The sequence below is a fragment of the Marinithermofilum abyssi genome (genome assembly GCF_014641195.1).
Classification (GTDB): Bacteria; Bacillota; Bacilli; order Thermoactinomycetales; family DSM-45169; genus Marinithermofilum; species Marinithermofilum abyssi.
The window spans coordinates 17,376-40,007 of the sequence record NZ_BMHQ01000005.1; the positions used below are offsets into that span (position 1 = coordinate 17,376).

Here is a 22,632-nt window from a genome sequence, read left to right on the forward strand (position 1 = left end):
CATGGGGGATAAACCGGCACAGGAAACTGAAACGCGTATCGTTATTGGGATCATTGGGATCGATGATCCCGCGGAAATCGTCTTCGGTCAGGTAGACTATACCGGTGGTCGGATCCACATCGACGGCCTCGTGAGAAAAAAAGCCCATCTCCCGAATCGGGGTCCGGGACAGTGTATTTTCCGGTATCCGGCATGACTTCAAAACAATACCCATGGTCGGTATTCCGATCTTCTTCACAAGTAATCCATGTTCCCCAAGGGGTCGCTCCACCGGCACAGTTGTTGGTCGTTCCGGATGAGGTGACATACTCCCGAAGTACCCGGCGGTCGGGACCTACGATCAAGGCCGTCGTGCCCCCGGCCGAATGTTTATCATAGGGGTTTTTGCCGTATACCGGCGGCCCTTCTCCCGGGCGCAGCTCATGGTTGCGTACCAGCACCGTAGTACCGTCCTTACCCCGAAACGCGGCCATCCCGTCAAAATCACCGGGAATGGGCGCACCGTTTGAGAGAGTTTTACCCTCTTCCGATATGATTCGGTAGTTTGATTTATGCAACAAGCTCTAGGTGTTTAAATGAAATGATAATACAATCCATTCATTATAGATAGGTAAATCTTCATCGTAGAACAAATTTAATCCCATTTATTGTAGTCAATTTGTAAAGCTACTTGAGCAGCCTTTTCTGTACAATTAATTCTCAATAAATCTCGAATTTGATTTACTTCCACTTCCCAATCCGGACCACTATGTATATCAACATAATTCACAAAACTTTCTATTAAACGTACATTTATCGGATTTAACTCAATTGCTCTTTGGTATACCTTAAACATAAAAGAGATGCTTAAATACATTAGATCACTAATATCTTTGTTTATTGCTTCGATAATTACATCTGGATCTGTTTCTTTTTTGATTTCCTCTTTTAATACATCGTATAATTTTTGAATATCTTTTTCTTTTTCTGGCTCATAAGTTTTATGTAGGAAAATCAATTTTTCAAAAAGGTCAGAAATGTAGCTCACAAATTTTCCCTCCTGCATGAAGACGATTATAACCATGTCCAGATTTCTATCTATAAATGAATCCCTAAGCTTAACTACATATCTTCTTTTTCAATTAATTCCGCTTCAATAACATACATGTCTTTATTTACAATGTTTCCATGATATTCTTCAAGTATTTTTTTAATTACTTTGTACAATGCAAATTCTGCAGTGGCGCCCTTGGCTTTAAATTGCTTACCATTTATATCAATTACGTTAATCTTAAATCCACTACTAGAATAGCTTAAATTGTATTCACAGTCATTATACTCCAGCCACCCCATTAAGTCACTCAAGGAAGGTATCCATATCCCTTCTTGATATATTTCCTTACTGCACAATAGGTTGGTTGATGGAAGTATTCTTCCACCAACAACCCATGTTGATTTGTTAAACTCATAGATATCTTGAGGATATACATCATCTTCATGCGAAGGTTTATTGAAGCCTAGATTAAATAATTTTTTGCATCACTGCCAGAAAGAGACACATTAACACCACCTCTATTTGATTTTATGCTTTCCTTCTATGAAATCACCTTAGATCGGGTAAAAAGCTGTTGAAGGAACGGGTTGCAATTGAACGGTTAAGTCTTCTCATAGTCTTTTCTTATTTTGATTTATGCAACAAGCTCTAACATAGAAAATCAGAGTAAAATCGTTGGCCAATGGGGTTACATGAGGCAAAAAATAGCGATGTTCGTCACCTGGTCCTCCATGCAGAAAAACAATCGCTTTTCCTGAACCGAGTTTCTTTACAAAGATGTCCAGACCTTTAACCTTTCTGTATCCAGTGTATACATCCATGCTTTTTTAACCACCTTACTCGCGAAAAATAGGGCAGGCCAACGTGACTTGCCAAAGATGGAAAAATCATGGGAACTAGTACGTCCTGTCACATAGGAATTGCCGGAAGTATCAAAATACCCTATACCCCGAGGTAGGTGGAATAGATCAATCTCGGATCGATTACCAGAGAAAAAGGGGGATCAATACCTTCTTAAATCTCAAACCCGAAACAGTTTTTGCCCCGAGCTTCCCCTCCCTAAAAACAAAGCGGCTTTCCACCGGTTTCTGGATCCCATCTGCTGGGCGGTCAGTTGCAGTAAGGTGTCGTTCAAGGTGGAATCCATAATGGGTCACCTCTGCTGGTTGTGATTAACGTTACTGATATAACGTTACCGCTTTGAGATAGCAAATCTACGGGGTTCAGCCTGGGTTTCAAGACGTCATACTGGTCTGACCTGCAACTCTCCAGGGAGGAATACCCTTAACGCTGGCACCCGGGACAAAGTTGATTCCGATAAATGGGCAGGTAAGTCAGCGTTGCCCCGTCTACCTATGAAACCTATTTACTTGCTTGGACGATTAGGAAATTGGGATGGGTCATCAGACGGTTATACTGATCCAGAGACGTTTTTTCTTTGAATTCATGTGTCGGTTGTGGCTCGACTATTCGATCGAGTTTAAATTATCTTGTCGTGGCGTTAATCACTTCATGCAGCGGTCTGCGAAAGAAAGTCACTTCTACAGGACCCGATTCTTTTTTATTCCAAACTTCTACCAACCATTCAGGGGCAAAGTAATCGGGCCGGTTATGCAAGGCAAAGTCCATAAAAGGATGATGGATAGAAAAAATGAATTGTCCGCCAGGCTTCATTACACGATGGAATTCGCAAAAGGGAAACGTCCAATCATCGAGATAGTGGAGGGTGAGTGAACTGACAACAAGATGGAATGTCTCCCCTTGAAAGGGAAGGGGTTCATTTAAATCTTGGGCGAATACGACTGCTTTTGTGCCAACCCTTCTTTTGCATGCCTCCACCATTTCCGGACTTATATCCATGGCTGTAACCCGTGCCTCCCGTTGGATAAATTGCTCAGTATACCAACCGGCGGCACAACCCGCATCCAAAACGGCAACTCCTTTCATATTGCTTGGCATCAGATTCATCATGGCTGGACGTTCATAATAGGCATTAAATGCACTTTCCGTATCCACATTCTTCTCGTAATCCTTAGACAGCTTTGCATATGCCTCCAAGATCTTATCTCTCAGTTTTGGCACCTCCGCATCCACTTACGTACACTAACTTTTCGCTGTTTATGAAAAAATTCCTGGAGTGTAATAAACAACATGCCAAAAAAAAAGCACCCCAAGCGGGGTGCGTCAACTGGAATGTATATTCATGAGGTGATCAGGTTGGCTTCATCAAACATACGAATCTTTATCAAGGCAACTGGGTGTCGCCCATCAGATAACGGTCACATTCCCGGGCGGCCTCCCGCCCTTCATGGATGGCCCATACGATCAGGCTTTGGCCCCGGCGCATATCCCCGGCGGCAAAGACCCCGTCGATATTGGTACTGTAGTCGCCGTATTCGGCCTTTACCTTGCGGTTTTCGTGTTCCAGACCGGATTCCGACAACAACGGATCTTCCGTCCCTTCAAAGCCGGTCGCGATAAATACCAACTGGGCCGGCCACACTTTCTCCGAGCCGGGGATTTCCTTGAAGACAATCCGCCCCTTCTCATCACGCTCTTTTTCCGCATAGACTGTATGCAACTCTTTCACACGGCCTTCTTCGTCCCCGACGATCTTCTTGGTGATGATCGAGTACTCCCGGGGATCGCGCCCAAACTTGGCCTTGGCTTCCTCATAGGCATAATCCAAGGTGAACACCTGGGGATATTCCGGCCAAGGGTTGTTTTCCTGCCGTTCGTCGGGCAAGCGGGGATGACGTCCAAACTGAACCACACTGTTGCACTGTTGACGGAGGGCCGTGGCAACGCAATCCGCACCGGTGTCCCCGCCGCCGATCACGATGACGTCTTTCCCTTCGGCGGAGATGGAGGGTTCAAATGCCGGATCGAGCAATCCTTTCGTGGTCTCCGTCAGATACTTCATGGCAAAGTGGACGCCTTCCAACTCCCGGCCTTCGATGGGCAGATCCCGGTGCTTCTGGGCTCCTGCGCACAAGATGACCGCATCATGTTGCTTCCGGAGCTCTTCCAGGGTGATATCCTTTCCGATCTCCGTGTTGGTGACAAACGTGATGCCTTCCTCTTTCAATAAGTTTACCCGCCGCTCCACCAGTTCCTTTTCCAGTTTCATGTTGGGAATACCGTACATCAGCAGCCCGCCGATCCGGTCGTCCCGTTCATAAACGGTAACCGAATGGCCCGCTTTGTTCAGCTGATCCGCCGCGGCCAGCCCGGCGGGCCCGGAGCCGACTACCGCCACTTTCTTACCGGTGCGGGTCTTCGGCGGCCGGGGAACGATCCACCCTTCCGCAAAACCCCGGTCAATGATTTCCCGCTCGATGCTTTTGATCGCCACCGCCGGATCGTGGATGGCTACCGTGCAGGCCCCTTCGCAGGGGGCCGGGCAAACCCGTCCGGTAAACTCGGGGAAGTTGTTCGTTTTCAAGAGCCGTTCCAAGGCTTCCTTCCAGCGCCCCCGATAGACCAAGTCATTCCACTCGGGGATCAAGTTGTACAGCGGGCATCCGGAGGCATTTCCTCCCAACTCCAATCCTGTGTGGCAAAAGGGGGTGCCGCAATCCATGCAGCGGGCCCCTTGCTTTTTCAGCTCATCTTCGGGGATTGGAAGTTGGTACTCTTTCCAATTCTGCAGTCGGGAAAGGGGATCCCGTTCCTCCGCCGTCTTCCGCTCATATTCCATAAATCCTGTCGCTTTGCCCATGGAATCCCATCCCTCCTTTTCAAACCAGTGCCGGCACGCGTTTTTCCTTGATCGCTTCTTCCACCGGCCGGTTTTGTTTTTTCAGTTCAAAGGCGGTTTCCAGCGCCTTTTTCCGGCTCAAGCCGGTTTCCATCAACGCTTCTACCGCGTCCAACATCTGCTGATAATCTCTCGGAATCACTTTGACAAAGTGGGGGAGTGATTCACTCCATTGATCCAGAATCCGTTGGGCGTGTTCACTGCCAGTCGCTTCCGCGTGGTTCTCGATCATCCGCTTCACTTCTTGGATTTCCTCTTCTTCCGTCAGGGCTTCCAGCATGACCATTTGCCGGTTGCAATTGTCGACGAACTCGTTGAAATCCTTCGTATACACATAGGCGATGCCGCCGGACATGCCCGCTGCAAAGTTTTTGCCCACGGAACCGAGGATTACCACCCTTCCGCCTGTCATATATTCACACCCGTGATCGCCGACGCCTTCCACCACGGCATACACTCCGCTGTTCCGGACGCAAAAACGCTCTCCGGCAATGCCGCGGATATAGGCTTCTCCTGCTGTAGCACCATAGAAGGCCACATTGCCGATCACGATGTTTTCTTCAGGGACGAAAGGAGTGGCTTCCGGAGGACGAACGACAATTTTTCCGCCGGAGAGGCCTTTGCCGATATAATCGTTGGCATCCCCCTCCACGGTGAGGGTGATTCCCTTCGGTACGAAAGCACCGAAGCTTTGTCCCGCCGATCCTTTGAAATGCAAACGGATCGTATCTTCCGGCAGCCCTTCGGCACCATAGCGCTTCGTCACTTCGCTGCCGAGAATGGTGCCCGTGACCCGGTCGATGCTGCGGATGGGCAAAGTCGCTTCCACCGGTTTCCCTTCCTCCAGTGCCGGTTGACACAAGGGCAAGAGTTCCCGCATGTCCAGGGACTGCTCCAATTGATGATCCTGCTTCTTCTGGCGGAACCGTCCCACATGTTCCGGGACATCCGGCTGGTACAGCAAATGGGAGAAATCCAGATGCTTCGCTTTCCAGTGGGTTTTCGCTTTTTCTCCCGGTTTCAACACGTCGGTCCGACCGATCATTTCGTTCATGTTGCGGAAGCCCAACTGCGCCATGATTTCCCGCACTTCCTGGGCCACAAAGCGCATAAAGTTAACCACATGATCCGGGTCACCCATAAATTTTTTGCGCAGCTCCGGATTTTGTGTGGCCACACCCACAGGACAGGTATCCAAGTGGCAGGCGCGCATCATCACACAGCCCAACACCACAAGCGGTGCTGTAGCAAAGCCATACTCCTCCGCCCCGAGCAAGGCGGCGATCACGACGTCGCGGCCGGTCATCATCTTTCCGTCGGTCTCCAAGGTGACCCGATCCCGCAGGCGGTTCAGCAGCAGTGTTTGGTGAGCTTCCGCCAAACCGAGCTCCCAAGGCATTCCCGCATGTTTGATACTGGTCCGGGGAGAAGCGCCGGTTCCTCCTTCGTAACCGCTGATGACAATCACATCGGCGAGCCCTTTGGCCACACCGGCGGCAATCGTGCCCACCCCCGGCTTGGAAACCAGTTTTACGCTGATCTTGGCGGCGGGATTGGCATTTTTCAGGTCGTGGATCAGTTGGGCCAGATCCTCGATGGAATAAATATCATGGTGCGGCGGCGGGGAAATCAGTCCCACACCTGGGGTGGATCCGCGCACTTCCGCCACCCAGGGGTACACCTTTTTGCCCGGAAGGTGCCCGCCTTCTCCCGGCTTGGCACCTTGAGCCATCTTGATCTGGATCTCATCCGCATTCATCAGGTAGTAGCTGGAGACGCCGAACCGTCCGGAAGCCACCTGTTTGATGGCGCTGCGGCGCAAGTCCCCGTTTTCATCCGGCGTGTAGCGGGCCGGATCTTCCCCGCCTTCCCCGCTGTTGCTCTTTCCGCCGAGACGGTTCATCGCGATGGCCAAGGCTTCGTGGGCTTCCTGGCTCAATGCGCCGTAGGACATCGCCCCGGTTTTGAAACGGCGCACAATCGACTCCACCGGTTCCACTTCATCGATCGGCACCGGCTCCCGCTGTTCAAAATCCAGCAACCCGCGCAAGTAGGCCAGATTTTCCTCGTCCACCATGCGGGAATATGTCTTGAACTGCTCGTAATCCCCGCGGCGGCAGGCCTGTTGCAGCGTGTGGATCGTTTTGGGGTTAAAGGTATGGGTTTCCCCGTTGCGGCGCCATTGAAAATCGCTCCCCGGTTCCAATGCCTTGTCTTCATACTCCCGTCCATGGAAAGCGGCCCGGTGACGCATCAGGGTTTCTTTGGCGATCACATCCAGACCGATGCCGCCGATCTGGGACGTCGTACGGGTGAAATAGCGCTCGATCACCTCTTCCGCGATCCCGATGGCTTCAAAAATTTGCGCACCCCGATAGCTTTGGACCGTGGAGATTCCCATCTTGGACATCACTTTGACGATACCGTCCACTGCGGTCGCCAAATACTTCTCCACCGCTTCCTCTTCATCGACATCCGTAATGGCGCCTTCCCGCACCATGTGACGGAGAGTGGCAATGGCCAGATACGGATGGATGGCGTCCACTCCGTAACCCAACAGCATCGCGAACTGATGCACATCCCGGGCTTCAGCGGTTTCAGCGATCAGGCTGACGCGGGTACGGGTGCCTTTCCGCACCAGATGATGATGCAACCCGCTCACTGCCAACAACGTCGGCAGCGCTGCCCGTTCCTCTTGGACACCCCGATCGGACAGGATGAGGAGGGTTTTGCCCTCTTCCACCGCTTGATCCGCTTGAGCAAAAAGGCATTCCAGCGCTTCTTCCATCGCTTCTTCGCCTTGACTGGCATCAAACAGGATGGACAAGGTATGGGCTTCAAATCCGGGATGCTCGCTGCACCGGAGTTTGGCCATCTCTCCTTCAGACAGCATGGGGGTAGACAAACGAATCCGGCGGCAGTTGGTCGCATCGGGTTGGAGCAGGTTGCCTTCCGCTCCCAGATAGGACACCGTTGAAGTGACGATCGCTTCCCGAATCGCATCGATCGGCGGGTTGGTCACCTGTGCAAAGGATTGCTTGAAATAGTTGTACAGGAGTTGGGGGCGGTCCGATAAGACGGCCAGCGGCGTGTCCATTCCCATGGAGCCAATCGGATCTTTCCCTTCCGTCACCATCGGAGCCAGGTTTTTGGTCAGCTCCTCATAGGTATAGCCGAACGCTTTTTGCAACCGTACGAGCTCATCCCCCTCCGGTTCCGGATGGGGTTCTTTTTCAGACAGCTCATCCAGGGAAATCATCTGCTGATTCAACCACTGGCGATACGGCTGTTCACCGGCGATGGAATCCTTCAACTCGGCGTCGGCAACGATCCGCCCTTCCTCCAAGTCCGCCAACAGCATCCTTCCCGGCTGCAAACGGCCTTTGTAGACCACCTTTTCCTCCGGAATGTCCAGCACACCCACTTCGGAAGAGAAAATGAGCGTATCGTCTTCGGTTACATAGTACCGCGCCGGACGCAATCCGTTCCGGTCCAGAATGGCACCGATTTGACGCCCGTCGGAGAATGCGATCGCCGTCGGTCCATCCCAAGGTTCCATCAAACAGCTGTGGTACTCATAGAAGGCCTTTTTCGGGTCGGTCATGTGATCGTTTTTATCCCAGGGTTCCGGGATCATCATCATGGCCACATGGGGAAGAGAGCGTCCGGACAGAGCCAAGAACTCGAAGCAGTTGTCCAAGATCGCCGAGTCGCTCCCCTCCAGGTCAATCACCGGCAACACCTTTTCCAGATCATCACCGAAAGCTTCCGTTTCAAACAGCTGCTCACGGGCCAGCATCCAATTCACATTGCCCCGAAGGGTATTGATCTCGCCGTTGTGAAGCAGATAACGGTTGGGGTGGGCCCGTTCCCAGCTAGGGAAGGTATTGGTGCTGAAGCGATTGTGAACGAGTGAGAAAGCAGAGGTGAAGTCCGGCTCCTGCAGGTCGAGGTAAAAAGCATCTACTTGAGAAGGAGTCAGCATTCCTTTATACACGATGGTCCGGCTGGACAGGCTGGCAACATACACTTGGTCGCCCTTCGCTTTTTCAAACCGTTTCCGGATCACGTACAGTTTTCGTTCCAATGCCATCGAGTCCAAGTTCTTCTCGCCGGCACCGATAAATACCTGCCGGATATAAGGCTGGCACGCCTTGGCAGTTTCTCCGATCGATCCGGCATCTACCGGAACCGTTCTCCAGCCGAGCAACTCTTGCCCTTCCCCGCGGATGATGGTTTCCAGTTCCTGTTCGCAAGCCGTCCGCTCTTGTTCATCCATCGGCAAAAACATCATGCCAACGCCGTAATTTCCGGGGAAAGGCAGAGGGAATTCGACTTTCTTTTGAAAAAATTCATGCGGGATTTGAAGCATAATGCCAGCTCCGTCACCGGTCTCCGCATCTTGTTGACCTCCCCGGTGAACCAAACGGCACAAAATCTCCAGCCCGTTTTTCACCGTATCATTAGTGGCTTTTCCTTTGAGATTGGCGACAAAGCCGATCCCGCAAGCATCATGTTCATGTTGCGGATGATACAATCCCTGTTGTTGGGGAATTCCTCGATAAGCCAATGATCTTCACCCCTTCAGCGATGTCTTTGATCTCTATGTTTCGGTCGTGCGGTCGCTTTCTTCAACCATTCCCGTTTGCTAGGCATGCCACACACGAGCCGTTTTTCTTTATACCTAAAGATTGCTCCCAGCGGTTTTATCAGTTATTTTATAAATAACCATTAATATCAGCAATATATATTTTCGATGAAATCAATCACTTTTTGAGATGGATATGACAGGAGGCCGAATATGGAGCTGAGACAAATCCAATATTTCATAGAAGTGGCCAAGCGGGAACATGTCACGGAAGCCGCTCATGCTCTGCATGTGGCCCAATCTGCGATCAGCCGTCAGATCGCCAACTTGGAAAAAGAGCTGCAGGTGGATCTGTTTGTCCGGGAGGGACGCAATGTGCGGCTAACCCCGATCGGGCGCATTTTTTTGGAGCACGCGGAAAAAGCCGTACTGGAAATGGAAAAAGCCAAGCAGGAGATCAGTGAATTTCTCGACCCCGAACGGGGAACGATCCGAATCGCCTTTCCCAGCAGCTTGGCTTCCCATACCTTGCCTACAGTCATTTCTGCCTTCCGGATTCACTATCCGGATATCGGCTTCCAACTCCGGCAAGGTTCCTTTCGACAATTGATGGATTCCGTTGTGAAGGGTGAGGTGGACCTGGCCTTTATCGCTCCGGTCCCGATGCAGCAAAAGGAGTTCCAAGGACACATCTTTTTTCAAGAAAAACTGGTCGCCCTCCTCCCTGTCAATCATGAGCTGTCCGATCAACCTGCTGTCCGGCTCGACCAATTGAAAAACCAAAACTTCGTCCTGTTTCCAAAAGGATACATCCTGCACCGGCTGGTTGTGGACGGCTGCCACCAGATGGGATTTGAGCCTCAAGTCTCTTTTGAGGGAGAGGATATTGACGCGATCAAAGGACTGGTATCAGCAGGTCTTGGCGTTACCATTCTCCCCGAAATCACCTTGATCGAAGGGGTGCCGCGCGGTACCGTCAAGATCCCGGTCAGCGAGCCGGAATTAACACGTACCGTCGGTGTGATCATCCCTAAGAACCGGGAACTCCCTCCCTCAGAAAAGTTGTTCTACGACTTTCTGAAGGAGTTTTACGCTACGTTGAATCGGTTCAGTCAATAGGGAAATCAGCGAAACGATGCCTTCCTGCACACCCACATCCCTTTTCGCAAGGAGATAGCAGGGTCTTTTGACGGTTGATAATCCATCCATTCTTTCTGCTCCGGTAGAGCTCCCTTCAGCAGTTCCATCACCTGCTTTCGGTTTTCCGCCGGGGTTTTTGCACGTTCGAACCAATCGTTGAGCTGAATCGGTGTCGACCAGGTGTGTTCACACACAACCTCTTCAAATTTAGCCGTTTCCAATAGGGCCTGCCATGTTTTCAGGCTCAGACATCGGGAATGGGAAGGATCACGCAGTTTCTCGATACGGTTGACCAGTTTACCGGTTTCCTCATCCTCGGAAACATAGTTATCCACCAAAATAAATATCCCTTTTGGAGCCAACACCCGGTAAATTTCCCGCATGGCCTGTTCGATGCGGAGAAAGTGATGGACAGCGATGCGACAGGTGACTACTTCAAAGGAATCATCCAAGAAAGGCAGCGATTCCACATCCCCCACCACCCACGTGATGTTGTTCCGCCCCAGCCGGTGGGCTTCCTGCCGAGCCACTTTCATCATGTTGGGCGCAAGATCGAGTCCGATGACATGGTTCGCGTGTTGGCTCAGCAACAAAGCGGTATGCCCCGTACCTGTTGCCACATCCAATGCGATGGCACGAGGGGTTTGACTGACCAGGTCGGATATCCACTCCAGATCTTCTCCCCTGGCATGAACTGCGCTGTGAAGATATCCCTCAGCCGTGCGCTGAAACTGCTCCCTTACCCGCCTTTTCATGTCCATTTCGGGTCCCTCCTATCGGGTTTACATGTTTCTTTACACGATTCTCGGCCATCAGGGCATCCCCCTGCCTCTTTGTCTGAACGGAACCAAAACAAAAACCCACGCCACCGGCGTGAGTCATTCCATGTATTTGTTATCTGCCTTTAAACGCAGGCTCCCGTTTCGAAAAGAAAGCGGTCACTCCTTCGATCGCATCTTCGGTACGCATGACGCGGATCATGTTCTCCCGTTCCACCGCCAACCCTTCTTCCAGAGAGGAATCCACTCCCCTTACGGCTGCATCCAATATTCCGCGAATGGCGATGGGGGGACCGGATGCCAACCGCTTCGCCCACTCGTGGGTCTGCTCTTCCAACTCTCCGGGAGAGACTACCCGGTTCACCAGCCCGTATTCCAAAGCGGTTTGGGCATCGATCCTCCGACCGGAAAGCATCAGGTCCAACGCCCGCCTGCTCCCGATCAAGCGGGGGAGTCGTTGGGTGCCCCCATATCCCGGCATAATACCCAGCCGGACTTCCGGCAGCCCCAGCTCTGCCGTATCTGCAGCAATCGCTAAGTGACAGGCCATCTGCAGTTCATTGCCTCCGCCCAAAGCTTTCCCGTTCAAACAGGCGATCACCGGTTTCGGAAAGCGCTCGATCCGGTTGAACAGATCGTGTATGGTTCGCAGATTGTTTTCTGCGGCGGCGGGATCAGCCATCTCGCCAAATTCGGTAACGTCGGCGCCGGCGGAGAACATTTTTTCCCCGGCACCGGTAATGACGAGTGTGCCGACAGAGGAATCTTGCTCCGCATCATCCAAAATGGAGCTCAGCTCGCTCAAAGTCTCCCGGCTCAACGTGTTCATCGGCGGCCGATCGATAGTGATCCACGCCACCCGTTCCCGCACCTGCACCTTACAATGTTTTGTTGCCTTCATCAAGCACCCTCCCGTTCCACGATGACCGCAACAGCCATTCCAAATCCGATGCACATGGTGGCCAGACCATAGCGGCCTTCCCGCCGTTCCAATTCGTTGATCAACGTGGCTATGATGCGAGCGCCGCTGGCACCGAGGGGGTGTCCCAGTGCGATAGCCCCTCCATTGGGGTTTACCTTACCAGGGTCAACGGGAACTTCTCGCAACCAGGCAAGCACCACAGACGCAAAAGCCTCATTCACCTCGAACACGTCGATATCCCTCAACGACAGGCCTGCTCGCTTTAACACCTTTTCCGTGGCCGGAATAATCCCTGTCAACATGATTTGCGGATCCACCCCCGCCAATGCGGTCGCTGTCACCCGCGCCCGAGGCGTCAATCCCAGGGATTGCGCCTTCCTGCGCGAGGTAAGCAAAACAGCGGCGGAACCATCGCTGATTGGACTGGAATTCCCGGCGGTAATTACGCCGTCGGGTCGAAAGGAAGGCCGCAATTCCGCCAATGATTCCAAATTGGTATCCGGCCGCGGGGTTTCGTCTGCCTCCAGCAACTGTTCACTTCCTTCGTCATCTTGCACCTTCACCGGGAAGATCTCCCGGTCAAAACGCCCTTCCTTCTGGGCTGAGATGGCTTTTTCATGACTGTGGAGAGAAAACTCGTCCAGCTCTTCCCGCGACAACTTCCATTGATCGGCGATTAGCTCGGCGGACAAGCCTTGTGGAATAATGGTATGCTGTTCCAGAAGTCGGTTGCTGAAACTCCCTCCATCGCTCCCCATCGGGACCCGATTCATGCTTTCCACACCGGCAGCAATCACGCAATCCGACATCCCCGCCATAATCGCATGAGCTCCCTGTGCCAGGGTTTCCAGACTGGAAGCACACATCCGGTTGACACTCACCCCGCATACTTCCACCGGAAAACCGGCAATCAATCCGGCCAAACGGCCAATATTATACCCCTGCTCCCCTACTTGGGTAACGCAGCCCATTTTGATGTCTTCCACTTCGGAAGGATCCAACGCATTCCTTCGCACCAATTCCTTCAGCACATCTGCTGCCATTTCATCCGGGCGTACCCTCGCCAACGACCCTTTTTTTCGTCCAATAGGTGTCCGGATCGCATCCACGATGACGGCATCCTGTTCCCGCATCCTCCCGCCTCCTTCACCGGTTCAAAAAGTAAATAAGTCAATTCCGCCTGCTACCGGAAGGCCGACGCCGGTAATGTATTTGGCCTCCTCCGATGCCAGAAAAGCGATGGCATGGGCAATATCCTCCGGCTCACCCGGGCGCTTGAATGCTGTTCTGGCAATCATCCGTTCCCGCATCTGGGGATTGCTCATCTGGAAAGCTTCGGTGTTGATAATTCCCGGAATAATGGCATTGGCGGTAATGTTGTACCGGGCACCTTCCAGAGCCAACGTGCGTGTCAAGCCCAAAATCCCAGCCTTTGTCGTGCTATAGCTGGCCTGTCCATATCCACCCAAGGTGCCGGCTACCGAAGCCATGTTGATAATCCGTCCCCAACCTTGCTCTTTCATGTATGGCCAAACCGCTTTACTACAGTGATAGGCGCCCGTCAGATTGACCCGCAGGTCGCGCTCCCAAAACTTGTCGTTTTGGTGCTCCAACCGCGCCGTATGATCCAAGGTGGCTGCATTATTGACCAGGATATCGATCCGGCCAAATTCTTCTTTCACCTTGGCCATCACCGACTCCACTTCGTCCCGGTTCGTCACATCCATCCGATAGGCAGCAGACCGTCTTCCCATCTCCCGAATTTGTTCCGCAGTGGATCGGGTGTATACCGTTTGGGACTGCACCATCACTTGCGCCATGGGGCCCAATCTCTCCGTGGTCTGCTCCAGATCCGCCTCCTCTTCCAACAAAATATCCGTCACCACTACATCGGCACCCGCTTTTGCGAGCGTCAAAGCATCCGTCCTGCCCAGCCCCCGGGAGGCTCCCGTCACTAAGGCCACTTTTCCTTCAAGAGATCGGCTCATGGTCTTCCTCCTTCGTTCGTCGTACTTCCACTGTGGCGGCAATTTCCTCTGACGCCGTATCGGATACGTCCTCCGCATAGACCCGCTCGATGAGCGATTGGTATTTCGCCTCCACTTCCTTCATCCGGACTTTCAATGTCGGTGTCAACTCCCGGCTCTCCACTGTCCACACCTCTGGCAGGAGAAGGGCCTTTTTCGGCTGTTCATGAGGCGCAAACTGGGATACCGACCGTTCTATTTCCCCCTGGATCAACCGCTGCACCTGGCCGTCTCGGACCAGCTCTTCTCGCGATTCGGCCGACACTCCCTGTTTGTCCGCCCAGGCGAAGAGGGCCTCAAAATCCGGCACTACTAGGGCGAGTACATACTTCCGGCGATGACCGATTAAGGCACACAGTTCGATGAACCGACTTTGCTGGATTGCATTTTCCACGGGCTGAGGGGCGACATTCTTGCCAGTGGACAACACCAGCAACCGCTTTTTCCGGTCCAGGATTTTGAGATATCCTTCGTCATCCAACTCACCCAAGTCACCCGTATGCAGCCACCCGCCTTTGATTTGGTCCGCGGTAGCTTGCTCATTTTTATAGTAGCCCTTCATCACGCTGGGACCTCGAACCAGCACTTCCCCATCGGAGGCAATCTTCACTTCCAGGTTGGGCAGCGGTTTTCCCACTGTTCCGATTTTAGCCCGGGCAACTGGATTGGTGGCGATGACCGGAGACGTTTCCGTCAGGCCGTACCCTTCCAATACCGGGACATCGATCGCCCAGAAAAAGCGTGCAATCTCCGGGTTGAGTGCGGCCCCGCCAGAGATCATCCCCCGGAGACGTCCGCCCAACCGCGCCTTCACTTTACGATAAACCAAGCGGTCGGCCCATTTCCACTGCCGCCGCAGGCGGGAAGGCCATTCCTCCATGATCAGCCGATCCACCGGCGTTCGGTAATAATACTCATAACGCTGCAAACCCACTTGAACCGCCCAGTCGAATATTTTCCGCCGGAGCGGTGTCCCGCTGTCGATCTGCTCCTGCACCTTTGCATATACTTTTTCAAAAAGCCGGGGGACGCTAGTCATTACCGTAGGCTTCACTTCCTGCAGGTTTTCCTGAATCGTATCCAGACTTTCCGCGTAAGCAATCGTCGCGCCCACGGACAAAGGCATAAACTGCCCCGCCATGCGTTCAAATACATGGGACAATGGGAGATAGGAAAGCATCACATCTTCGGATCTTGCTTCCAAACACCAAAACTGAACCCCTTCGATATTGGCCAAAAAGTTGCCATGGGTCAGCATCGCCCCTTTGGGTTCCCCCGTCGTTCCCGAAGTATGGATGATTGTGGCCAATTGGTCACGATCTATGCTGCGCCATCCCTGCTCCCAGTCACTTGACGGATGATCGGCACCGATTTGGACCAATTCGGCATAAGCCATTACCTTTTCCGTTCGTGCAAAAGTAGCGCCCGGTTCCATTACCGCAATAAACTGAACATCCGTCTCTTCCTTTGTCACTTTTGCCAGCTGTTCTTCACTTTGAACCACCACTGCCCGACAGTCAGCATTCCGGAGAATTTGGGCTGCCTGTTCTGGCGGCAAAGTGGGATAGATAGGAACACTGACCGCCCCTAAACTGCATACGGCAAGATCCGTGATCGGCCATTTCGGATTGTTCTCCGACAAAATGGCTACTTTTTCACCCCGGCCCACTCCCAGCTTGGCCAAGCCGGCTGCAAGATGCCGGATCTCTTCCCACAAGTCTCTGTAGGAAAGACGCTGATAGCTCCCCTCGCACTTCCACATCAGCGCCGTTTTGTCTGGAAGTCGCTCAACTGAACTCCACACCATTTCCACCAGATTCTTGGCTTTCATTAGAGCCCCCTTCTTTAATGACTCCTCCGGTCGCACTGACGGCAAAGGCAATAAATCTTTTTATTCGGAAAATTTTCCAAGCCCGGCTTTACACCGGGCCGAACCCGCTTAGCGATACTGGCTTACATCATAGCTGCGCAAGACATTTTCCAGTTTCATCGCCATGCCGATATTCCCTTTGATCTTCAACTTTCCGGACATAAAGGCGGCTGTTCCGTTCAAGTTCCCCAATAACATCTCCTTAAAATCCTCTGCATCCATTTGCAAGGTACAATCCGCCTCCGCGGGGGATCCCTTTTCCACCTTGGCCGTACCATCAGCAAGATGAAGTTGGTAAGTAGCCCCATCCTCTCCGGACAGATCATATTGGTAGACAGCCTTCATTCCCTCAATCGGTTTCGGGTCCTCATTCAGCTTCTTTTCAATCTCCTGAAAAACTTCTTCCGTACGCCATTCGTTCGTCATCCTACATTCTCCTTTCCAATTATAATGATATCGCTTACAAATCAGCCGGAATCATTCCCGCTTAAGTTCTACAAACCCGCTGCGATCACCTTTTTTTGAATCTGCGTCGTTCCCTCGTAAATAGACAAAATCTTAGCATCCCGCATCCATTTCTCCACCGGGAAGTCCCGCATATAGCCGTAGCCGCCGAGGATCTGAACGGCATTGGTCGTCACTTCCATTGCGGTTTCCGCTGCAAAAGCCTTGGCCATGCTGCCTTCCACTGCACAGGATTCCCCTCGATCCGCCAACTCGGCCGCTCGCCAGGTTAATAGCCGAGCAGCGTCAATCTTTGTTTTCATCTCAGCCAACATAAACTGAATCGACTGGTTTTTAAAAATGGGACGCCCGAACTGCACCCGCTTTTTGGCATAATCCAACGCATACTCATACGCTGCCCGAGCCACCCCTACAGCTGCCGCCGCCACTGCCGGCCGGGAGTACTCCAGCATTTTCATCGCTCCGAAGAATGCCATATTCTCCTCGCCCAGCAAATTTTCCTGAGGTACCCGCACATCCTCCAAAATCACATCGCCGGTATGCGAAGCGCGGATGCCCATCTTTCGCTCTTTCTTTCCCCCGGACAACCCCGGTGTATCCCCCGGTACGATAAAGGCCGACACCCCGTGGTATCCTCCGTCCGGGTCGGTTTTGGCAAAGATCACATATAAATCAGCAATTCCGCCGTTGGTGATAAAACACTTGCGACCGTTGATCACCCATTCATCTCCGTCACGCACCGCTCGGGTCTGGATCGCTTTCACATCTGACCCGGCACCCGGCTCCGTCAACGCCATGGCTCCCAGCCGCGGATGCTCGGGATCACACAAATAGGGGATCCATTTCTTCTTTTGCTCTTCCGAACCCATATAGTAGAGAGGAAGCCCGGCCAAACCTGCTGCCGACAGGGAAGTAGCAATACCGGCACATCCCCAAAACAGCTCCTCCCCGATTAGACAAGCCGCCATAACACTGGTCAACCCGCCGCCTCCATACTCCACGGGAGCAGCATAGCTAGTCAGCCCCACCTTGGCTGCTTTCTCCAGAACATCCATCGGAAACGTTTCCTTCTCATCGTACTCCGCCGCTACAGGCCGTATCTCCTTTTCTGCGAAGCCGTGCGCCCACCGGCGCAATTCCTCCTGTTCTTCAGAAAGTCGGAAGCTGAGGCCGGCTTGGGACCCTTCTTTTTGACTCAGCATGGCTTTCCTCCTGTTTTGTACTGATACGTACTGGTACTAACGGCTGAAAAAAAGATCAGTCGGTATCCTTTTTTTTCCATAACAGATGTGCAAAGGATCCGACGACGATCCGATTCAACAAACGTGCCAACTGATCCAGTGCTTCTTCCTTGCCGGATTCGATTAAGTTTTGTATGACGACTTCGTTGACGGCACCTACCATTGCCTGGGACACGATACGGATCTGTTCCGGCGGAACCGTCTCGGGAATTTCACTCTGCACCGTATGGAACATCAACTCCGCAAAACGCTGGTGAGCTTCTCGGCGCACTTTTTCCACCGCTTGACTGACCCCCACGGAAGCCAACAGCAGTAATTTGGCCGCCACCCGCCGTGTCACGCAAAGTTCCATATAGCGGTGGATACCGGCATAGGCCTTATACGTTACCTTTTTCTCTTTATCAATTGCCTTTTTTACTTCTTCGATGATTTCATCGGCCAACTGCTGGAACAGGCTGACCAACAGCTCTTCCTTGGTGCGAAAGTGCTGATAGAAAGTGGTTTTGGACACATGTGCCTGTTCCACAATCTCTAGGACCGATGTCTCTTTAAAACCTTTAGAGGTAAACAGATGAAGACCGGCATACAACAGTTTTTCACGTGCATCCGAAGGCATTTCGGTCAACAACAGCAACGGCATCATTCCATTCTCATAGTACCAATACGTATCGGTATTTATATCATAAACAATAATTCGAATATTTTCAACCATCTTTCAAACACTTTTTCTTTTTACCACAAATAACCTTCGTTATTAGCTGAGAAATACTTATTCTTTTCTTTTTCCTTTTTTGTAAAAGTATCTCTCAGTACCCGCTTTAATATTTTCCCCGACGCATTCCGAGGCAAGTCATCCACAAACCGCACGGCTTTGGGCACTTTGAACGGTGCCAAGTGCTGTCGACAATGCGTGATCAACTCTTCGGCATTCACCACAGCCCCTTCTTTTCGAACCACCACTGCGGTCACCGCCTCCACCCAACGGGGGTCCGGCACGGCAATCACCGCCACCTCTTTTACCCCGGGATGCGTATACAACACTTCTTCCACTTCCCGGGAAGCGACCAGCACCCCGCCGGTGTTGATGACATCTTTCTTCCGATCCACAATGGTGATATACCCCTCCTCGTCCACACGGGCCAAGTCACCGGAATGAAACCACCCCCCGGTAAAGGCGGCTGCCGTCTCCTCGGGTTTCTCCCAATAACCTTGGCACAGTTGCGGAGAGCGATACACGATTTCACCCACCTCTCCGGGGGATACATCCTCCATCATCTCGTCTACCACCCGCATCTCTACAAATAAGACGGGTCTGCCGGCTGAATCCGGACGTGTCTTATGCTCCTCCGGAGGAAGGACTGTGGCAAGGGGAGCAATTTCCGACTGTCCGAAACAGTTGTACAGTCCGAGGTTGGGGCAACGTTCCTGCAGCTTTTTCAACACCTGCACCGGCATGATGGAAGCACCGTAGTACCCTTTTTTCAAATGGGGCAAATGAAACCCCGGTTGATTCAGCAGACTGATCCAAAACGTCGGCGGAGCAAAAAAGCTGTCGATCCCTTCGTCATTCAATATACGCAACACTTGCTCTGGCTGCGGTGTCTCTAGGATCCGGTTGGATGCACCCAGCATCAGATAAGGCATCAAAAAGACATGCATCTGCGCCGAATGGTATAAGGGAAAAGCATGCAACGGGGTATCTGTCGGCTGAAAGTCCAGGGCGTTGATGCAACTGATGTACTCATGAAGCAACGCCCGGTAGGTCATCATAGCCCCTTTGGGAGCGGAAGTGGTTCCGGATGTGTACAGCAGCTGGACCAGATCGGTATCTTCCAGCTCCACGCCGGTCCACTCCGCCTTGGTTTCCTCTTGAGCCCATTGTAGGATATCCAGCGATTCACTGCCGTGCAAAGTACCGATCCAATCGATCCCGATTCGATCTCCCAGACTCTCCACACCATCTTTCAACCCCGGATCACAAAAGACCGCGCGGCTGCCGGACTGTTGGAGGATATACATCAATTCCTCTCCCTGCAAGGCATAGTTGACGGGAACATGTATCAACCCTGCCTTGCCGGCAGCCAACCAGAGTAAAACGTAAGCATCTGAGTTCCGGCCATAAGCCGCCACCCGATCTCCCTTTTGCAATCCCAAAGCGGACAACCTACCCGCCAGGCGATCCGTCGCTTCGTCCAGCTCTCGATAGGTCCAGCTTCGCTCTTCAAAGAGCAAAGCATGTTTATCGGGAAAGCGTCGCGCACTCCGGCGCAACAGATCACCAATCGTGCTTCGCCATACGGTTTCCACTTTATCCCGCCCTTTCCAGAGCAATCTCGTTCACTACCTGAAGCTTCCTGAAAAAATTTCCTGCGCCCCCAATATACAAATGATTTTGAAAATAGATTCTAATACTATATTAGAGCGTTTAGACTTCACACACAACAGGAAAGGTTCCTGTGAAAATTCACAAAGACCTGTCTCTATCAGCCAGCTCGATATGTTCCCCAATCATGTTTATGTTAAACGTGATGTTCTCCCAACCTGCTTTTCAAACCCCTGATACACGATAAAGGTGTTGACATCATCTGCGTACAGATGAAACACTTTCTCCTTTTTCTCCTCATGAGAGGCGGAATTAGGGGAGTTTCCTCAGAAGGAAGATATCCCCTATTCGTTTTAGATGGATACGTATTTTCCTGTCTACCGGACTCTATCTTGATTTGACACTCCCACGCCTGAAGACATGGGATTCTTGGTTCTTCCTGTCGGCTCTTGCCGTACAGTCCCCAAGCTGACACCGTGTGTCCCACGGCCAAATACGTTATCCTGCGGGCTTTAATCCTTCCTTGAGGATGTTTTTCGCCGCATTGAGATCCCGGTCGTGGTGAACACCGCATGCGGGACAGGTCCACTCCCGCACGTTCAGTTTTTTCATCTTTTCGTTTCGGAATCCGCATTGAGAACACAGCTGGCTGGACGGGAACGTCTTCCCGACGAGGCGAATCCTTCGCCCGTACCAGCGGGCTTTGTATTCCAGCATGGACCGGAACTCGGCCCACGCCGACTCCGAAATGCCGCGGGCCAGCCGGCGGTTCTTCACCATATTCCGCACTTGCAAATCTTCCAGGCATACCGTTTGGTTTTCACGGATAAGCCGAGTCGAAAGCTTGTGCAGGAAATCCTGCCGACCGTTGCGGATCTTCTCATAGAGCCGGGCCACTTTTAATCGGGCTTTGTTACGGTTTTGGCTGCCCTTTCGTCTCCGGGACAGAATCCGCTGCCAACGGACCAACTGCTTCTCGTACTTCCAGTGATGTTTTGGGTTGGGAATCACTTCTCCACTGGAGAGAATCGCGAAATGTTTTAATCCCAGGTCGATGCCCACGGCTTTGGATTTGTCTACCGGCACAAAAGGGCTAAAGATCCGCTGACACAAGACGGAGATAAAATACTTGCCGGAAGGGTTTTTCCGCACAGTGGCGGATAGAATTCGTCCCTCGACCTGTTTGGACTTCGCAAAACGGACCCACCCCAGTTTCGGCAGTTTGATCCGATGGCCTTGGATGACCATCGTCGGCGGCCCCTTTTTGGGATAGTTGCACTGGGACGTGTACGACTGAACCGGATGCTTTTTGCTCTTAAACCGGGGTCGGTGATTCTGTTTCTTGAAAAACCGTTGAAAAGCATCCGCCAAATGCTTCAATGAATTCTGCAACGAGGTCGCATCCGGTTCCTTCAACCATTCCAACTCTTTTTTTAATTTCGTCAATTTTCGGGAGCAAGCGGCGTAGCTCAGCCCTTTTCCCGTTTGTTCATAAGCTTCGTTCCATTGGCTTAAAAAATGGTTGAACACAAACCGTGTGCAACCGATGGACCGATGGATAAGACTAATTTGTTTCCGGTTCGGGTAGATGCGAAACCGATACGCCTTGTAGATCAGCACTCACCTCCTTGTCCTCTTGATTTTACCTCATTAGGAACGTATGTTCTAGTCTTTGGGCGAAAAATTGTCGGACTGTTGAGAGGGGGCAAGCCCCTCCCTTGTCCGACGCTCGCTTTCATCCAAACCCTAAAGGGCTGTTTTTTTCCCGTTCGCTATTTATAATAGAGCAGCACCTATACACTCACGGGAGTTGTTGTTTTTTGTTGCAAATCAAGTACATCCGCATCGGAGTGATCCTTTCTGCGGCAATAGCAGCAGCCTTTACCCCTCTCTGGTCCCTGACTTCCCGCTACGACACAGCTTCTGTACCGCAGCAACCCCGGGAAGCGGCCCTAGTCCTGGGTGCCGCCTTGTGGGATGGCCAGCCCAGCCCGGCCCTCCAAGAACGGTTGGACATGGCACTCCATCTATATCGAACTGGCAGGGTACGCCTCCTCGTCCTAAGCGGCGGCATGGGTAATGACGGAATCACTGAGGCAGAAGGAATGAAGCGCTACCTCATGCAGCACGGCGTGAATAAAGCCCACCTCCTATTGGAGAACCGATCGACCAATACACGGCAAAACCTGTTTTACTCAAAGGAGTTGCTGAAAAAGCATCCTATCCATTCCGTCTACCTCGTCACCCATGACTATCACATGGATCGGGCGCTCACTTATGCTCGGGCTGCAGGAATTCGCGCTTTTCCGGCACCCGTTCACTCTCAGGTTTTATTCACCCCCTTCTATAAGGCCCGTGAATGCCTCTCCATCTTCAAAGGCTGGTTGTTAAACCGCTGAACTCATTGGGAACAGGAAACTTTGGTGGTTAAATCTTTTCAAGAAGCAAAGAAACATGGTACATTTCAAAAGAAATCGATTGATT

The 22,632-nt window shown here is 52.1% G+C and carries 18 protein-coding genes and 2 pseudogenes; 2 read left to right on the forward strand and 18 right to left on the reverse strand.

Annotation, left to right across the window (positions count from 1 at the left end; translation table 11 throughout):
- Nucleotides 1–55 precede the first annotated feature (55 nt).
- The 8 genes and pseudogenes from IEW70_RS18280 to gltB all read right to left on the reverse strand — a co-directional run.
- A pseudogene (locus IEW70_RS18280) lies at nucleotides 56–307 on the reverse strand (alkaline phosphatase PhoX); the annotation flags it as partial.
- Nucleotides 240–560 (reverse strand): annotated as a pseudogene (locus IEW70_RS17845) (alkaline phosphatase PhoX); the annotation flags it as partial. The pseudogenes IEW70_RS18280 and IEW70_RS17845, both read right to left, overlap by 68 nt.
- 74 nt (nucleotides 561–634) lie before the next feature.
- The gene (locus IEW70_RS07760; protein ID WP_188647372.1) at nucleotides 635–1,027 is read right to left on the reverse strand and encodes a hypothetical protein; all 393 of its coding nucleotides are present in this window, start codon (nucleotides 1,025–1,027) and stop codon (nucleotides 635–637) included.
- Nucleotides 1,028–1,101: 74 nt separating this feature from the next.
- The gene (locus IEW70_RS07765) at nucleotides 1,102–1,344 is read right to left on the reverse strand and encodes a hypothetical protein (RefSeq protein WP_229751886.1); all 243 of its coding nucleotides are present in this window, start codon (nucleotides 1,342–1,344) and stop codon (nucleotides 1,102–1,104) included.
- A gap of 458 nt (nucleotides 1,345–1,802) precedes the next feature.
- Nucleotides 1,803–2,006: an SBBP repeat-containing protein gene (locus IEW70_RS18485; protein ID WP_373285946.1), complete on the reverse strand. Its 204-nt coding sequence runs from the start codon at nucleotides 2,004–2,006 to the stop codon at nucleotides 1,803–1,805.
- A gap of 512 nt (nucleotides 2,007–2,518) precedes the next feature.
- Nucleotides 2,519–3,115, reverse strand: coding sequence for a class I SAM-dependent methyltransferase (locus tag IEW70_RS07780; protein WP_308423145.1), 597 nt, complete (start codon nucleotides 3,113–3,115; stop codon nucleotides 2,519–2,521).
- A gap of 163 nt (nucleotides 3,116–3,278) precedes the next feature.
- On the reverse strand, nucleotides 3,279–4,754 hold the full coding sequence (locus IEW70_RS07785; protein ID WP_188647374.1) for a glutamate synthase subunit beta: 1,476 nt from the start codon (nucleotides 4,752–4,754) through the stop codon (nucleotides 3,279–3,281).
- 19 nt (nucleotides 4,755–4,773) lie between these two features.
- Complete coding sequence (gltB, locus tag IEW70_RS07790; protein ID WP_188647375.1) at nucleotides 4,774–9,363, reverse strand: glutamate synthase large subunit; 4,590 nt, start codon at nucleotides 9,361–9,363, stop codon at nucleotides 4,774–4,776.
- Nucleotides 9,364–9,594: 231 nt separating this feature from the next.
- On the opposite strand from gltB, the gene gltC reads away from it, so the two are divergent.
- Nucleotides 9,595–10,500, forward strand: coding sequence for a glutamate biosynthesis transcriptional regulator GltC (gltC, locus tag IEW70_RS07795; protein ID WP_188647376.1), 906 nt, complete (start codon nucleotides 9,595–9,597; stop codon nucleotides 10,498–10,500).
- Nucleotides 10,501–10,505: 5 nt separating this feature from the next.
- On the opposite strand, the gene IEW70_RS07800 is transcribed toward gltC, so the two are convergent.
- From IEW70_RS07800 to tnpB, 10 genes are all read right to left on the reverse strand, one after another.
- The gene (locus IEW70_RS07800; protein WP_188647377.1) at nucleotides 10,506–11,282 is read right to left on the reverse strand and encodes a class I SAM-dependent methyltransferase; all 777 of its coding nucleotides are present in this window, start codon (nucleotides 11,280–11,282) and stop codon (nucleotides 10,506–10,508) included.
- A gap of 133 nt (nucleotides 11,283–11,415) precedes the next feature.
- A complete protein-coding gene (locus IEW70_RS07805; RefSeq protein WP_188647378.1) occupies nucleotides 11,416–12,201 on the reverse strand; it encodes an enoyl-CoA hydratase/isomerase family protein in 786 nt (261 codons plus the stop codon).
- Nucleotides 12,201–13,355, reverse strand: a complete 1,155-nt coding sequence (locus IEW70_RS07810; protein ID WP_188647379.1) for a thiolase family protein — start codon at nucleotides 13,353–13,355, stop codon at nucleotides 12,201–12,203. Before IEW70_RS07810 ends, IEW70_RS07805 begins: the two co-directional genes overlap by 1 nt.
- Before the next feature lie 21 nt (nucleotides 13,356–13,376).
- The gene (locus IEW70_RS07815) at nucleotides 13,377–14,210 is read right to left on the reverse strand and encodes an SDR family NAD(P)-dependent oxidoreductase (RefSeq protein WP_188647380.1); all 834 of its coding nucleotides are present in this window, start codon (nucleotides 14,208–14,210) and stop codon (nucleotides 13,377–13,379) included.
- A complete protein-coding gene (locus IEW70_RS07820) occupies nucleotides 14,194–16,080 on the reverse strand; it encodes an AMP-dependent synthetase/ligase (protein ID WP_188647381.1) in 1,887 nt (628 codons plus the stop codon). Before IEW70_RS07820 ends, IEW70_RS07815 begins: the two co-directional genes overlap by 17 nt.
- Nucleotides 16,081–16,188: 108 nt before the next feature.
- Nucleotides 16,189–16,545, reverse strand: a complete 357-nt coding sequence (locus IEW70_RS07825) for an SCP2 sterol-binding domain-containing protein (RefSeq protein WP_188647382.1) — start codon at nucleotides 16,543–16,545, stop codon at nucleotides 16,189–16,191.
- Nucleotides 16,546–16,613: 68 nt separating this feature from the next.
- On the reverse strand, nucleotides 16,614–17,786 hold the full coding sequence (locus tag IEW70_RS07830) for an acyl-CoA dehydrogenase family protein (protein ID WP_188647383.1): 1,173 nt from the start codon (nucleotides 17,784–17,786) through the stop codon (nucleotides 16,614–16,616).
- Nucleotides 17,787–17,841: 55 nt separating this feature from the next.
- On the reverse strand, nucleotides 17,842–18,537 hold the full coding sequence (locus IEW70_RS07835; protein WP_188647384.1) for a TetR/AcrR family transcriptional regulator: 696 nt from the start codon (nucleotides 18,535–18,537) through the stop codon (nucleotides 17,842–17,844).
- A 20-nt stretch (nucleotides 18,538–18,557) separates the two neighbouring features.
- Complete coding sequence (locus tag IEW70_RS07840; protein WP_229751887.1) at nucleotides 18,558–20,156, reverse strand: acyl-CoA synthetase; 1,599 nt, start codon at nucleotides 20,154–20,156, stop codon at nucleotides 18,558–18,560.
- Nucleotides 20,157–20,646: 490 nt separating this feature from the next.
- Complete coding sequence (tnpB, locus tag IEW70_RS07845; RefSeq protein WP_188647595.1) at nucleotides 20,647–21,762, reverse strand: IS200/IS605 family element RNA-guided endonuclease TnpB; 1,116 nt, start codon at nucleotides 21,760–21,762, stop codon at nucleotides 20,647–20,649.
- 206 nt (nucleotides 21,763–21,968) lie between these two features.
- Here tnpB and IEW70_RS07850 point away from each other — a divergent pair, with 206 nt between their 5' ends.
- Nucleotides 21,969–22,547 (forward strand): YdcF family protein, encoded by a 579-nt coding sequence (locus IEW70_RS07850; RefSeq protein WP_188647385.1) that lies wholly within the window; start codon nucleotides 21,969–21,971, stop codon nucleotides 22,545–22,547.
- Nucleotides 22,548–22,632: the final 85 nt, after the last annotated feature.